13 protein-coding genes are annotated in these 13,906 nt (G+C 72.9%); 4 read left to right on the top strand and 9 right to left on the bottom strand.

Annotated elements, in window-relative coordinates:
- Window positions 1-447: 447 nt before the first annotated feature.
- Both nadA and IPQ09_25935 read right to left on the bottom strand, forming a co-directional pair.
- On the bottom strand, window positions 448-1,464 hold the full coding sequence (gene nadA / locus IPQ09_25940) for a quinolinate synthase NadA (protein ID MBL0197594.1): 1,017 nt from the start codon (window positions 1,462-1,464) through the stop codon (window positions 448-450).
- Window positions 1,465-1,507: 43 nt separating this feature from the next.
- Window positions 1,508-2,215, bottom strand: a complete 708-nt coding sequence (locus IPQ09_25935; GenBank protein MBL0197593.1) for an ABC transporter permease — start codon at window positions 2,213-2,215, stop codon at window positions 1,508-1,510.
- A 330-nt stretch (window positions 2,216-2,545) separates the two neighbouring features.
- On the opposite strand from IPQ09_25935, the gene IPQ09_25930 reads away from it, so the two are divergent.
- Window positions 2,546-3,409 carry a hypothetical protein gene (locus IPQ09_25930; GenBank protein ID MBL0197592.1) on the top strand — a complete coding sequence of 288 codons (864 nt, stop codon included), beginning with the start codon at window positions 2,546-2,548 and terminating at the stop codon, window positions 3,407-3,409.
- A 49-nt stretch (window positions 3,410-3,458) separates the two neighbouring features.
- On the opposite strand, the gene alr is transcribed toward IPQ09_25930, so the two are convergent.
- Together alr and IPQ09_25920 are read right to left on the bottom strand one after the other, a co-directional pair.
- A complete protein-coding gene (alr, locus tag IPQ09_25925; GenBank protein ID MBL0197591.1) occupies window positions 3,459-4,595 on the bottom strand; it encodes an alanine racemase in 1,137 nt (378 codons plus the stop codon).
- A gap of 253 nt (window positions 4,596-4,848) precedes the next feature.
- Window positions 4,849-5,292, bottom strand: coding sequence for a hypothetical protein (locus tag IPQ09_25920; GenBank protein ID MBL0197590.1), 444 nt, complete (start codon window positions 5,290-5,292; stop codon window positions 4,849-4,851).
- Between the two features lie 285 nt (window positions 5,293-5,577).
- On the opposite strand from IPQ09_25920, the gene IPQ09_25915 reads away from it, so the two are divergent.
- Window positions 5,578-6,048 (top strand): OsmC family protein, encoded by a 471-nt coding sequence (locus tag IPQ09_25915; protein ID MBL0197589.1) that lies wholly within the window; start codon window positions 5,578-5,580, stop codon window positions 6,046-6,048.
- Window positions 6,049-6,092: 44 nt separating this feature from the next.
- Here IPQ09_25915 and IPQ09_25910 read toward each other — a convergent pair whose 3' ends face one another.
- Both IPQ09_25910 and ada read right to left on the bottom strand, forming a co-directional pair.
- Window positions 6,093-7,154 carry a TetR/AcrR family transcriptional regulator gene (locus tag IPQ09_25910; GenBank protein ID MBL0197588.1) on the bottom strand — a complete coding sequence of 354 codons (1,062 nt, stop codon included), beginning with the start codon at window positions 7,152-7,154 and terminating at the stop codon, window positions 6,093-6,095.
- An 81-nt stretch (window positions 7,155-7,235) separates the two neighbouring features.
- On the bottom strand, window positions 7,236-8,387 hold the full coding sequence (ada, locus tag IPQ09_25905) for a bifunctional DNA-binding transcriptional regulator/O6-methylguanine-DNA methyltransferase Ada (protein ID MBL0197587.1): 1,152 nt from the start codon (window positions 8,385-8,387) through the stop codon (window positions 7,236-7,238).
- A 196-nt stretch (window positions 8,388-8,583) separates the two neighbouring features.
- Between ada and IPQ09_25900 the strand changes: the two genes are divergently transcribed.
- Entirely contained in the window at window positions 8,584-9,033 is a 450-nt protein-coding gene (locus IPQ09_25900) for a hypothetical protein (protein ID MBL0197586.1), read from the top strand.
- A gap of 26 nt (window positions 9,034-9,059) precedes the next feature.
- On the opposite strand, the gene IPQ09_25895 is transcribed toward IPQ09_25900, so the two are convergent.
- From IPQ09_25895 to IPQ09_25885, 3 genes are read right to left on the bottom strand one after another with little or no spacing between them, the layout of a single operon-like run.
- Entirely contained in the window at window positions 9,060-10,418 is a 1,359-nt protein-coding gene (locus IPQ09_25895; protein ID MBL0197585.1) for a sigma 54-interacting transcriptional regulator, read from the bottom strand.
- A gap of 48 nt (window positions 10,419-10,466) precedes the next feature.
- Window positions 10,467-12,230: a protein kinase gene (locus tag IPQ09_25890; protein MBL0197584.1), complete on the bottom strand. Its 1,764-nt coding sequence runs from the start codon at window positions 12,228-12,230 to the stop codon at window positions 10,467-10,469.
- Between the two features lie 53 nt (window positions 12,231-12,283).
- Window positions 12,284-13,300, bottom strand: coding sequence for a hypothetical protein (locus tag IPQ09_25885; protein MBL0197583.1), 1,017 nt, complete (start codon window positions 13,298-13,300; stop codon window positions 12,284-12,286).
- Between the two features lie 42 nt (window positions 13,301-13,342).
- On the opposite strand from IPQ09_25885, the gene IPQ09_25880 reads away from it, so the two are divergent.
- A complete protein-coding gene (locus IPQ09_25880) occupies window positions 13,343-13,807 on the top strand; it encodes a hypothetical protein (protein MBL0197582.1) in 465 nt (154 codons plus the stop codon).
- Window positions 13,808-13,906: the final 99 nt, after the last annotated feature.

The raw sequence follows: 13,906 nt of genomic DNA, 5'->3' as shown, positions 1-13,906 counted from the left end.
CGAGGCTCGAATCCGAGGGGGCGTCGAGGCCTCGCCAACCCGTGCGCCGCCTCGCCGACGACGAGCGCCCCGAGTGACCTGGGACCGAACATGCCGCGCGACGCCTTGTCCGGCCTGCCAGCGGGATCCGGGAGGCCGGCCGAGCGACTCCTAGTCCCCTGGAGTCGTGGTTCGTATCAGAAGTCCGGTCTTCGGTGTCATGCCGAGGAGCGATGGGGTGCCCCGTTTTCGGCGGCGGCGGGCCCGTCCTCAACTCGGACGTCGTTCCGCGCGGTGGAGGCGGCGCTTGCGCTCAGGGGACAGTGGTTTCGGGTGTGACCGCGCGAGAACGCCGACCCTCGAACATGAGTATCCTCCCACCGCCGCCGAAAACGGGACACCCCCTCGCTCCCTTGTGGCGAAAGGCCGAGCCGCGCGACTTCTGGAAGGGATCACGCTTCCAGGAGACTAGCTCAGCGCCAGCATGCGCTCGATCGGCACGCGCGAGCGCTCGAGGAGCTCGGAGCTCATCTCCAACCGCGGGCTCAGATCGCGGAGAGCGAGGTACACCTTCTCCAGCGAGTTCTTCTTCATGTGGGGGCACTCGTTGCACGCACAGCTCGCCTCGGGCGGGGCCGGGACGAAGAGCTTCTCCGGCGACGCGAGCTGCATCTGGTGGAGGATGCCCGGCTCCGTGGCCACGATGAACTCGCGCGCCTCGGAGGTCTTCGAGAAAGTGAGGATCCCCGTCGTCGAGCCGATGTAGTCGGCGTGCGCGAGCACCGCCTCCTCGCACTCGGGGTGAGCGAGCACGAGAGCCTTGGGATGCCGTTCCTTCAGGCCGAGGAGCTTCCGCTCGCTGAACGTCTCGTGCACGATGCAGCTCCCCTGCCAGAGCTCCATCGGGCGCGAACGGCCGATCTTCGCGTTGAGCCACGCGCCGAGGTTCCGATCGGGCCCGAAGAGCACGACCTGGTCGTCGGGGATGCCGCGGACGATCTTCTCCGCGTTGGACGACGTGACGATGTAGTCGGAGAGGGCCTTCACCTCGGCCGAGCAGTTGATGTAGCTCACTGCGACCGCGCCCGGGTGGCGCGCCTTCCAGGCGGCGAACTTGTCGGCCGGGCAGCCTTCGGCGAGGGAGCACCCCGCCTCGACATCGGGCAACACCACGATCTTGTTAGGGTTCAGGATCTTCGCGGTCTCGGCCATGAAGTGAACGCCCGCGAAGCAAATCACGTCGGCTTGAGTCTTCGCCGCGGCCTGCGCGAGCTGCAGCGAGTCGCCCAGGAAGTCGGCCACGTCCTGGATGTCGGAGTCTTGGTAGTAGTGGGCGAGCAGCACGGCGTTTCGCTCGCGCTTCAGCCGGGTGATCTCCGCCTCGAGGTCGAGGGAGGGGTCGACGTGCGAGGCGGCCGCGCGGCCGGCGATCGGGAGGCGGCTCTCGGGCCGAGGCGGACGGGGCGTGCGAGGCGAGCTGCTCATGACAGGAACGTAGGAGCCCTAGGGGCCCGCCGTAAAGGCCTCTTCAGATGTCGGTCATCATGGTCGTGACGACGTAGTCGCACGCGAAGATGGCCACGATGCTGGAGACGACCGCCTTCGCCGTCGCCTCGCCCACGCCGCGCGCGCCGCCAGAGGCGAAGAACCCCTTGTTGCAGCAGATCGTGCTGACGACCAGGCCGAAGATGGCGCTCTTCACGACCAGCATGCGGATGTCGGAGAACTGCACGAAGGTGCGAATTCGCTCGAGGAAGATGCCCGGATCGATCGACTGCCAGACGACCGCCACGAGGTACGCCCCGGCCATGCCGGAGATCGCGAAGAAGAGGCCGAGCAGCGGGAGCACGAGGGTGGTCGCGAGGATTCGGGGCGCGACGAGGTACTGGATGGGGCTCACGCCCATGGTGGTGATGGCGTCGATCTGCTCGGACACGCGCATGTTGCCGAGCTCGCTCGCCATGGTGCTGCCGGCGCGCGCCGTCACGACGACGGCCGCCAGCACGGGGGCGAGCTCCCGCGCGAGCGCGAGCGCGACGACGCCGCCGACCATCCCTTCGGCCGAGAACTGCCGGAACCCCACGATGACGCTCACCGTGAACGCCATTCCCGTGAAGAGCCCGACGAGCCCGGCGATGAACATCGAGCCTGCGCCGATGAACTCGATCGCCCCGAGGATTTGGGTGAAGCGAAAAGGCGGGCGCACGAGCCAGCTCGCCGCGCGGAAGGCGAGCATCACCGTCGAGCCCACCTCGTCGAGGAACGCGAGCGGGCCCGACACGAGCAAGTCGAACCCGCGCGTGATGAGCGACGCGTTCGCGCGGGGGGCTGTGGTCTCGCTCACGCCGGTGACACTAGCACCCCTGCGAGGTTCACTCTCGCGACGCGGTTCGGTGCGCGAGGCGGCCACCGCGGCGGGCCGTCTCGCGGCGGGGCCCAGCGCCAGCGCTCCCGCGGCCGCGGGGGCGGTCCCGACGCGGCGCTTCGGCCGAGGTGCGCCGGACGGCCGTGGGCGGGAGGTGCGCGCGGGCGTTGTAAATCGCTTGCGGTGGTCTATGGGTCGCCCATGCTCTGGATGCTCAAGAACTGCGGAGGGACAGGGCACCTGGCGACGCTCTTCGCGCTCTGCGCGCTCGGCTGCGCGGCCGGAGCGCTGACCTTGGCGATCGCGAGGCGCGCGCGCGCGGCGGGCCGGCTCGCGGCGCTCGCGCTCGCGCTCTGCGGGTGCGCGTCGATGACGGGCTTCGCCGGGACGTTGCTCGGCCGCAAGGCCACCCAAGACGCGGTGGCGAGCGCGGCGCTCTCTCCCTCGAACGTCGCGCTGGCGCGCTCGGTCGGGTTCGCGGAGGCGCGCGACTGCGCACGGCTCGGGGCCGGCGGCGCGCTCTTGCCCTTCCTGCTGGGCGCCACTGCGGCGGCGCTCGCCCTGTTCCGCGGCCCGCGCGACGCGGGTGACGCGGGCGAAGGGGGAACCGAGGGAACCGTCACGAGCGCGGCGGAGCCACCACGGGCGAGCGTGCCCCTCGTGCTCGCCGGCGCCGCGTTCGCGTTCACGGGGCTCTTGGCGTCCGGCGGACTCGCGACCGCCGCGGTCGTCGGTGCGTCCTACGAGCCGGCGGTGTGGTCGCTGATGTCCACGTCGCAGCGGGTCGTCTCGGGGAGCGGGAGCCTGACCGAGGCGTGCGGCGACTTCGAGGTCGCGCTCGAGCAGGCGACCGCGGAGCGCATCGCGACGGTCGTTGACGTGCCGGAGGCGGCCGAGCGGTGTGTCCGCGCACGCCTCACGCAGGTCATGACGACGCCGCAAGGCGGTCGCGCCGCCGCGGCGCGCGCGCTGGTGGCGAGCCCTCTGCTGCGGGCCACCCGAGCGGGCGAGCGGGCGGCCGTCACGCGGCAGCTCCAGGAGATCGCGACCGCGACCGAGGAGTGACCGCGAGGCCTCACGGTTTCGTTGGCGCGCGCCAGTCTACGGGAGCCGCTCAGGGCTCGCGGTAGAACCGGGGGACGCGGCGCGAGATCGAGGTGAGGATCTCCCACGGGATCGTGTCGGCGTGGGCGGCGAGCTCGTGCGCGCCGATGTGGTCGCGGCCGTGCGGTCCGTCCTGCGCGCCGGTGACGATGACCTCGTCGCGGAGCGCGGCGCCCGGCACGTCGGTGACGTCGAGCATGGTCATGTCCATCGACACGGCGCCCACGATGGGCGCACGCACGCCGCGCACGAGCATGTGGCCGCGGTTCGTGAGCTTGCGGGACAGGCCGTCGGCGTATCCGATGGGAACCGTCGCGATGCGCGAGGGACGCGACGTGCGGTGGAGCGCCCCGTAGCCTACGGGCTTGCCAGCCTCGAGCTCGCGGATCGACACGATCTCGGTGCGCACCCGGATCGCCTGCCGCAGCTCGGAGGAGAGGGGCTCACGCTCGCCTTCCGCCACGGGCGAGACCCCGAAGATGGCGATCCCCGGGCGCACCGCGTCGAGGCTCGACTCGCCTCGCAGCAGCGCGGCGCTGTTGGCCGCGTGGCGCACGCGGGCGCGGACGCCGTGGCGGCCGAGCGTCGCCGTGGCCTCGTCGAAGAGCCGGAGTTGATGGGCGGTCTCCTCGGGGGTGGCCGCGTCGGCGCACGCGAGGTGGGTCATGAGGCCGTCGACGCGGAGCTCGGGGAACTCGTGGAGCGAGCGCGCGAAAGGGGCGAGGTCGGCGAGCGGCACGCCGAGGCGCGCCATGCCGGTGTCGATCTTCAAGTGGACCGCGTGGGGTGCGGCCGCGCCGAGCTGCCGCACGGCGCGCGCCAGCTCCTCGAGCTGACCGCGGTCGTAGACCACGGGCACGAGGCCACGCTGGACCACCTCGTCATGACCCCCGCCGTACGCGCCGCTCATCACGAGGATGGGCGACGTGATCCCCGCCTCGCGGAGCTCGATCGCCTCCTCCAGGAGCGCGACGCAGAAGCCGTCCGCGCCGGCCCTCTCGAGGGTGCGCGCGACCGCGGGGGCGCCGTGCCCGTACGCGTCGGCCTTGAGCACCGGCCACACGCGGGCCTCGCCCGCGTGACGCTGCAGGACGCGGAGGTTGTGCCGCAGCGCCGCGAGGTTCACCTCGGCGCGGGTCGGGCGCACGGCGTCGGCCGGCGCCGCGCGACGCGGGCGGAGCACCCGGATCTCCGGGGAGCTCGGGCGGTCGCGCAGGGAATCGAGATCGGGGGGAGTGGACGCCATCGCCATGGTCTTGCCTTCCTCGTCACGGAACGCGCGCCGCAGGAGCGCGCTTCCGGGAACCTCGCACGAGCGCGAGGGAGGCATCACATTTCAGGATCGCATTTTCAGGGCACGAATTGTCCTACATCGGCCCCAACGAAAGGCAAGGCGCGCCTCACCGTCGCTCGGCGCTACAACAGCCCGCGCGGCACCGGGCGTCGGCGTCCCAGGGGACACACGGGCCGGCGTCCGCGGGCGTGACAGGGTCGACGCACGGCAGCTGCCCGTACTTCACTTTCGCCCTCGCGGCGCGGTTCAAGGCGTCCACGAAGCACGAGCCCGCGACGAGCACGCAGTCCGCGTCGGTCGCGCACGCGCGATCGGCGTGCGGGACGTTGGACCACGTGGTGAGCGCGGCGTCGCACAGATCGCTCCGCCCGTGCCTCCAGGTCTGCCGCACCACCGGGCTCCCTTCGGCGCGCCCGCACCGCTGGCCGCGCAGCGCCGCGTCGGCGCTCGAGGGGGGCGGGACCGGCGTCGCGGGCGCAGGCGCAGGCGGGCGGCTCGCGCACGCAACCACGAGGCACGCGGGCACGAGCGCGGTGGCGAGGATCTTCACGGGGACGCCTCGCCCCCGGCTCGGGCGCGCCATCGACCTTCGTTCGCGGCTTCGGGGCCCATTTGCCGGTTCACGCCTTGAGTCTAGATGGGCGAGCGTGATTCTCGAACACGAAACGCGCGCCACGGGCGCCACCTCCGAAACACCCGGGCACACGCAGGACGCGCTCCGAGGTCGCCCACCGATCGCGGGTGTGGACCGCGCGAAAATTCTTCGCGAACCCTGCGACCACTGGGAAGGGCTCCAACGCGACGAGACCCCCACAGCCCCGAAGGAGACACTGCCATGGACCCCCACGAGACCCGCGTGACATTCCCCGGAGGCAAGCGCGTCGACGCGGCGTTTGGGCCGCACGTCGTCCGCACGGATCAGTCGTCGGCTCATGGGGGCGCGGGCTCGGCGCCGGAGCCGTTCGAGCTCTTCCTGGCCTCGCTCGCGACCTGCGCGGGCATCTACGCGCTCGGGTTCTGCCAGGCGCGCGACCTCGCGACGGAGGGCCTCGACCTCGTGCAGCGCGCGACGTTCGACCCCACGACGAAGCGCCTGACGCGCGTCGACCTGGTGGTCACGCTTCCGCCTGATTTTCCAGAGAAGTACCGCGCCGCGATCGTCCGCGCGATGGAGGGGTGCCGGGTCAAGAAGACCCTCTTCGATCCGCCGGAGGTGACGGTCACCGCGGAGGCGACGCCCAGCCTCGTCGCGCCGCGCGAGGGGTCCGGCGAGGCGCTCGCGCCTGCCGCGGGCGGAGGGGCGTAGCAGCCCGGGATGAGCGCCGCGCGCCCCTCTGGCGCGCGCTCCGCTCAGGTACCGAGGATGCGATCCTTCGCGCGGAAGTACTTGCGCACGTAGGCGACGATCTGTCCGTCGGTCGGGTGATCGACGGTCTCGACACCGACGACCCGCTCGGCGAACCCCGCGTCGTGCTTCGCGGCGTGCTTGATGAGCTCCAGCTTCGCCTTGCCGGGGCCGAGCACGAGCACCTCCGTCGCGTCGCCCACGGCCTTCACGATCTGCTCGAAGTATTGCTGGGCCTCGCGCGATTCGGTGTGCGTCGCGTGCGGCACGTGCCCCTTCACGTGGTGCTTCGGGGAGTGAACGAGGGTCTCCTGGACCTCCTCGGGACCGACGTGAAACACCTTGGCGTCCGAGTGGTCGAGCCAGACCGCGGCGTGGTACATCATGTGACTCGACGTAGCACGTCCGTGCCGAGCTGGCGTGGATTCGCGCTCAGCGCCTCGCCAAAGGGGGGAGGCGTCGCGGCCCGCGCCGACGGCGCCGGCGGGCGTGAAGAGCGCCGCTCGCGCGATGCGCACGGCCTCGGCCTCGACGCGCGCGAGGCCCTCGGCGGGGGTCCCCGGCAGCGCCTCGCGGAGCACCGGGAAGGTCGCGGTGGTCGCGATGATGAGCTGCAGGACGAGCAAGACGTACGCGTCCTCGTCGACGTCGGGAGGGTGCAGACCTCGCTCGCGACCGCGCCGCACGTAGGAGGCCACGGCGCCCATCCAGAGCCGGACCTTGTCGCGGATCAGGGCTCGCGCTTCGGCTGGGCGGTCGAGGGCGTGGCGGAGAACGACGCGCGTGCGGTCGGCGTCGTCGGCGAAGAAGCGGACCACCTCGCCTATCACGGCGTCGAAGCGGCGCTCCCCAGCCGTGGCCTCGAGCAGGAGCCGAGGGAGCGTGCCCTCCCAGTGGCGCACGATGGCGTCGAGCACCGCCTGGAGCACGAGCTCCTTGGACTGAAAGTGGTGCAGGATCGCCGGCTTCGTGACGCCCACCGCGTCGGCGATGTCCTGCAGCGCCGTGCCGTCGAAGCCGCGCGCCGAGAAGAGCCGCGTCGCCTCCGCCACGATTCGGGTGCTCATGCCCGGTTCGGGGCGCGACGGGGCGCGGGCGCGGCGAGGTCGGGCGGCCATGCGCAACGCTTACCTAATGGTAAGCCAGTGTCAACCGTTCGGTCCGCGACGCGGCGGGGACGCGGCGCCCCGCTCGCGCACGAGCAGCGCCCGCTTGCGCTCGACGCCCCACCGGTACCCCGAGAGATCGCCGTCGCCGCGCACGACGCGGTGGCACGGGATCACGACCGACACCGGGTTCGCGCCGCAGGCCCCGGCGACCGCGCGGACGGCCCGCGGGACCCCCGCCGCGCGGGCGAGCTCGAGGTAGCTCCGGATCTCTCCGGGCGGGATCTCCGAGAGGGCGCGCCACACGCGCAGCTGGAACGCGGTCCCCCGGACGTCGAGGGGGAGGGTCGTGGCGCGGGCCGGCTCCTCGACGAGCGACACGAGCTCGCTCACGGTCGCCGCGAGGGCGTCGTCGGCGCGCGCGAGGTTGGCGCGCGGGAAGCGCCGCGCGAGATCCGCGCGGAGGGCCTCGCGATCGTCGCCCAGGAAGACCGCGCACACGCCGCGCGCGGTCACCGCGACGAGCACCTCACCGAGGGACGACACACCGAACGCGTAGCGGATCGACTCGAGCGCGCCGCCCGCACGAAACGCCGAGGGCGTCATCCCGAGCGCGCGGTCGGTCGCCTCGTAGAAGCGCCCGAGGCCACTGAAGCCGGCGTCGAACGCGGCCTCCGTCACGCTCGTCGCCGCGCCCAGCGAAGCCCGCAGGCGCTCGGCGCGGCGCTCGGCCGCGTACTCGCGTGGCGTCACCCCCGTCGCGGCCTTGAAGACGCGCTGCACGTGGTACGCGCTGCGCCCCGCCGCCCGCCCCAGCTCGGCGAGCCCCGGCGGTGTGGGGGCGTCCAGCAGGCGGCAGAGCGCCGTGATCTGGTTGGCATCGCGCACCGCGGCGGGCGGCCCGGCGGGCAGGCACCGGAGGCAAGCTCGAAAGCCCGCGCGCTCGGCGTCAGCGGGCGTGTCGTGGAACGCGACGTGCTCCTCGCGAGGGCGGCGCGAGGGGCACCCTGGGCGGCAGTACACGCCCGTCGTCGCGACCGAGTAGACGAAGCGACCGTCCGCGGAGGCGTCGCGCTCCGCGACGGCGCGCCAGCGGGCGTCCGGAGGGTGAGGGGCGCGGGCCGGCGTGGGGCGGCGCGTAGGGCGCGCGGCAGGAGCGCGCGCAGGGCGAGACGGAGCGGACGGGGTGGACACGCCGATACCCTAACGCCGGCGCTCGGGCGCTGCACTCCGGAGCTTGCGGTCCAATTCGGATCACTGGTGCGTCGCCGCAGACGCGCCGCGCGGGACGACTGGGGCGCGTTCGCGACCTGCGTGACGCGGCCACGTCTGGAATTTGGCTGCGATGTGCCGCGCGCTCCTTGGCATTCGCCGTGCACCCCCACGAGACATGAGCACTTCCACCTCGCCTCGGGTTCGCATCCTTGGATCGTTCACCTCGCTCGCCGTCGCATCGCTCCTCGCGATCGGCTGCAGCTCCACCACCACCCCCCCCACCTCGGACGGGGGCGCCGGCACCCCGACCCCGACCGGCACGCCGACCGGTACCACGCCGCCGAGCGCTTCGCACGACGGCGCCTACTCCGGAACCTACGCCGGCGACGACAAGGGCCCCGTCACGATGAGCGTCGCGGGGACCAACGTAGACGTGGTCGCGACCGTCGGCGGAAAGCCGTACCCCGGCAGCGGCACCCTCAACGGGGCGGGCGCGGTGAACGTCGGCGTCGGCGTGGGAGGCGGCCTCATCGTCACTTTCGAGGGCTCGTTCGCGAGCGGCAAGGGGACGGGCACGTGGCGCTCGTCCGCCGGCGGGAAAGGCACCTGGTCGGTCGCGCGGTAAGCTCGTGCTCGTAGGAGACTGCGCGCTCAGCCGTCGTCGTCGTCACGCGAGAGCCCGAGCCGCGCGAGGGTGCGCTGGAGAAACCTGCGGGAGACTCCAGCGCGCTCGGCGGCGCGGGTGACGTTGCCCTCGGTCTCGCGCAGCATGGCCCGCACGTAGACGCTCTCGAACGCCTCGACCCACCTCTCGCGCGCCTCCTTCAGCGGCAGTGAGAGCGGCACGAGCACCTCGAGGCCTTCGGGCAGCGGGGCGGGCGCCGCAGGCGAGCCGCGGGGCGCGGAGCCGGACTCGACGGAGGCGTCTTGCACCTGGCCGAGCGCCACGGCGCGCTCGACGTAGTTTCGGAGCTCGCGCACGTTGCCGGGCCACGAACGAGCCTCGAGCGCGCGCAGCGCGTCGGGGGAGAGGCGGGTGTGCGGCGGCGCGATCCTCTCGAAGAACCTGCGGGCGAGCAGCGGCACGTCGCCCTGTCGCGCCCGCAGCGGCGGGAGGGTCAGCTCGACGACCGCGAGGCGATAGTAAAGGTCCTCGCGGAACGTGCCCTCGTTCACCGACCGGGCGAGCGTGCGGTGGGTGGCGGCGATCACGCGCACGTCGACGGGCACGAGCCCCGTGGCGCCCACCCGGCGAATGCTGCGCGACTCGAGCGCGCGCAGCAGCTTGGCCTGCATGGCGACGGGCATCTCGCCAATCTCATCGAGAAAGAGGGTGCCGCCGTGGGCCTCCTCGAACGCGCCCTTGCGGTTGTGGATCGCGCCGGTGAACGCGCCGCGTACGTGCCCGAAGAGCTCGCTCTCGATGAGCGACTCCGGGATCGCCCCGCAGTCGACCGGCACGAACGGTCCCCCACGGCGCGGGCTCGCGGCGTGGACCGAGCGCGCGGCGACGTCCTTGCCCGTACCGGTCTCGCCCGTGAGGAGGAGCGTGGCGTCCGTAGGTGCGACGCGCTCGAGCACCGAGTAGAGCTGCCGCATCGCCACGCTCTCGCCGACGAGCTCGCCAAAGGCGTCGCGCGGGGAGAGCGGCACGATCTCGCCCTGCCCCTCGACCTCGACTCGAAACGCCGAGGCGCCGAGCTGGACGACCGCCCCCGGGAGCAGATCGGCGTCGCGCACCGTGACCTCCCCCACCCTCGTGCCGTTCGTGCTGCCGAGATCCTTCAGGGCGATGCCCGCGGCCCCGATCTCGAGCGCGCAGTGCACGCGCGAAACGGAGCGATCGGCGAGCACCAGCGAGCACGCCGCGGACGAGCCGATCGTCGCGCGGGTCCCCTGCACCTTCACGCGCAGCCCACGCGAGGGACCGTCGAGCACGACGAGCGACACCGAGAGCACGCGAGCGCCCGCGTCCGCGGCGACTCGGCGGGTCTCGTCATCGAAGGCCATGACGATCCATCCAGAATACATACTTCATTTCAAACACTTAGACCTGAGCTACTGTGGGGCATAGGGGTTGGGAGGCGGCGTCCCCGGGCGCACGATCGGCGCTGGCGTCGACGCCGTGGCGCTGGGAGCGGCGGGCCGCGGCGGCGGCGGCGCCGGCGGCGGCGCTGCGCTGCGCGCGGGGGCCTTGGCGGACGCCGCGGGCATCGACGCGGGCCGCGGCGCGGCGGTCGCGGAGGCAACCATCGACGGCGCGAGGCTCGGAGCCACGGCAGGCGGCGCGGGCTCGCGGGGGATCGAGGCCGCCGGCGTCGAGGGCGTCGCGTCGGCCGCGCGACCCGAGCCGCCGAGGGCGACCGCGGCGACGATCGCGAGGGAGAGCCCGCTGAAGGCGAGGCCCGCGGCCAGCACGATGCCAGCGACGCGCTCGATGGGGACGCTGCGCGCCGCACCGGGCACGATCCCGTGGTCATGAACGCTCGGCAGGCTCGGCCTGCTCGGGTGGGTCGGCGTGCTGGGCAAGCTTGATCCGCTCGGGTGCGACACCATGGTGGCGAGGTTGGGAGGGCCCGCGTCCGAGGAGTGGGGAGCCGCGTACGCGGGCGCGCAAGGGACGCCAGGCTCCAGCGGCAAGGTCCGCGCCTCGGCCGGCGCCGCTTGGCCGAGCGCACCGCCAAGCGGCGCGGTCGTGGGCTCGAGGGGCAGCGTGTGTCCGACAGCGAGCGCTCCACGCCCGGCCAGCGGGAGAGTGCGCGCGTCGAGCGGCTGCGTGTGCGGCACGACCTCCGCGACCGTGGGCGGCGCGATCTCCGCCGCCCTGACGCCTTCGAAGAGGCTCGCGACCGACGGGACGTCGACGCTCTTCTCGCGGAGCTTTTTGCGGCGCTCCTCGAGGGCGTCGCCGACGGACGCCTTCACGAGCTCGCTCACGTCGCGCGGCGTCGCGACGAGCCCCGCCGCGGCCGCGAGTGTCTCGAGCTCGAGGGCCATCGCGGCGGCGGTCGGGTAGCGCTCGGCCGGATTCTTCGAGAGGGCCCGCGCGAGGACAGGCTCGAGCGGCGCGGCCTCCGGGGTGAACCGCGACACCGCGGGCGCGGCGGCGCCGAGCACCTTCTGCACAGTGTCCGCGTCGTGGTTTCCGCGAAAGAGCCTCTGCGCGGCGAGCGTCTCCCAGAGCACCACCCCGACCGCGAAGACGTCCACTCGGCGGTCGAACGGCTCGCTGCGGAGGTACTCCGGGGCCATGTAGGCGAGCTTGCCCTTGAGCTGCCCGCCCATCGTGGCGTCCCCCTTCTTCTCGAACTTCGCCACGCCGAAGTCGACCACGCGCGCGACCCCGTCGAGGCCGACGAGAATGTTCTGCGGAGACACGTCGCGATGCACGAGGCCGACGACCTTTCCGCGGTCGTCGACGAGCTCGTGGGCCGCGTGGAGGCCGGCCAGCGCGTCGAGCGCGATGCGCACCGCGACGGCGGGCGTGATCCGCGGACCGCCGTTGAGCGAGCTCGTGAGCAGCTCGGAGAGCGACGCCCCCTCGATGTAGTCCATGACGAGCGAGATCGCGCCGTCGCAGACCTCGACATCGCGTACGTCGACGACGTTCACGTGGCGAATCGACGACGCGAGCGCGGCCTCGGCCAGCAGCTCCGCGCGGAGCTCGGCGCGGTCGAGCAGGTGCGGGTGCGGCTTCTTGATGGCGACGAGCTGCCGAAAGCCCATCCCGCCCCGCGCCGTGCCGATCCACACGGTGGCCATACCGCCGGAGGCGAGCTTCAGGAGCGTCGCGTAGCGCGAGTCTGTCGGCGCCGAAGCCATGCCCGAGGGAGCCTACCAGATCGCCCGTGGAAGCCGCGTCACGCCCGCGCGGGTCAGAAGGTGCCGACGAGATGGAGCCCACCACGCGAGGAGCCGAGCTCGGGCGCGAGCCTTACGGTCGTCGCTTTTCGATCGCCGACGCCCCAGTCGACCCAAAGGAGCCCCGCGGCGAACGTCACGGCCCCGAGCACGCCGGTCGTCGCGATGAGGATGTTCGCGCGCGTCTGGCGGGCAGAGCCACTCGAGGCGAGGTCTTCGCACCCCGCGCCCGCGAGCTCCGGACAGCGGGCTGCCTCGAACTCGTCATGGAGGTTGCCGGCAGTGACGCCGGTCCACACCGCGGCGGCCGCCGCCACGACGGTGAGACTGCCGCCGACGATGAGTACGAACGGAGGCAGGGGCTTCCCTCCCTGCGCTTCGGGCGCGGGCTCGGCGCGCTTCGCCGGGGATGCCAGGGACGCGGGCGGCGGCGCGGCGCCGGCCCCGGCCCCTGACAGAAGAGACGCGGGGGGTGTGGCCTTGAGGTCCGCGGCCGCGGACGGGTGGAGCTCGAGCGCGACGTCGGGCAGCACCTGCACACGGCGCGACTCGTCCTGACCGCCGACGCGAAACACGATCGTGTGCTCGCCGACGACGACCACACGCTCCACGTTGGGCGCGACCTCTCGCCCGTCCACGGTGGCGCTGCAGGGCGCGCCCTCGTTGCAAACGACGGTGATGCGCCCGGTCTTGCCCGCGAAGGCGGCGCGCGCCGCCTCGACGCTGCGCTTCAACGTGGGCGGCGGGTCGGCGGGCGCACCACGCGCCGCGCGGGCCACGAGCTCCATGCCGAGGACGGGGAGCTTGGCGGCGACCGCCGCGTCGATCGCGGCGCCCAGCGCGACGGGGCTCGGGGCGAGGGCGTCGGCGCGAGCGAACTCCTCCGCGGCGCGGCCGAGATCACCTCGGTTGTGCGCCTGAACGCCGCGGTCGTAGGCCTCGCGCGCCGCCTGCTGCCCGCCGTCCGCGTGAGCCGCCGCTGCGACGAGCACGGCGAAGAGGAGAGGCGCGCTGCGAGCTACCCAGGTCACGAAGCGTTACGCTACCATCGACTCGGCTCGCTGGCTCGACGCATGCCCACCCCGCACATCCCTCGTCCCGCCCTCCTCGGGTCGCTCGCCTCGCGCGCCGCGCGGCTGGTGTTCGGCGCGCTCGTCATCGGCCTCGCCGCCTGCACCTACGACTGGACGGTCGGCACCGAGTCGGCGCCAACCGCGGGCAGCGCTTGCGGGGGAGCGTCGAATTGCGTCTGCGCCGGCGGCGCGTGCAGCGCGAACTGCCCCCAGGGCCTCTGCGACTTCGTGTGCGGTCCCGCGGACCGGTGCGCGTACGACTGCTCCGGACGCGAGTGCGACTTCGTGGGCCAGTCGGGCTCGACCCTGACGACCACGTGCGCGGGCGGGGGCTGCGTGACCGTCTGCAACGCGGGCGCGAGGTGTGTGAACTCGTGCTCGGGGGGAAGGTGCACGTTCAGGTGCGCCGCGGGCACCTGCACGAACACCTGCACCGGCGGGTCGTGCACGGACCTCGCCCTCTAGCCCGGACAATTCATGAGGTTCGTGCGACGAGGCACCGAGACCGCGGCGAAATGCTCGCAACTCCGCACCGCAGGTCCGAGGCGTACTGTCCGTACTCCG

This window comes from Myxococcales bacterium, from assembly GCA_016720545.1.
GTDB lineage: Bacteria > Myxococcota_A > Polyangia > Polyangiales > Polyangiaceae > JAAFHV01.
The sequence above is the reverse complement of the archived record's forward strand: the minus strand, read 5'-3'. Positions and strand labels throughout refer to the sequence as shown.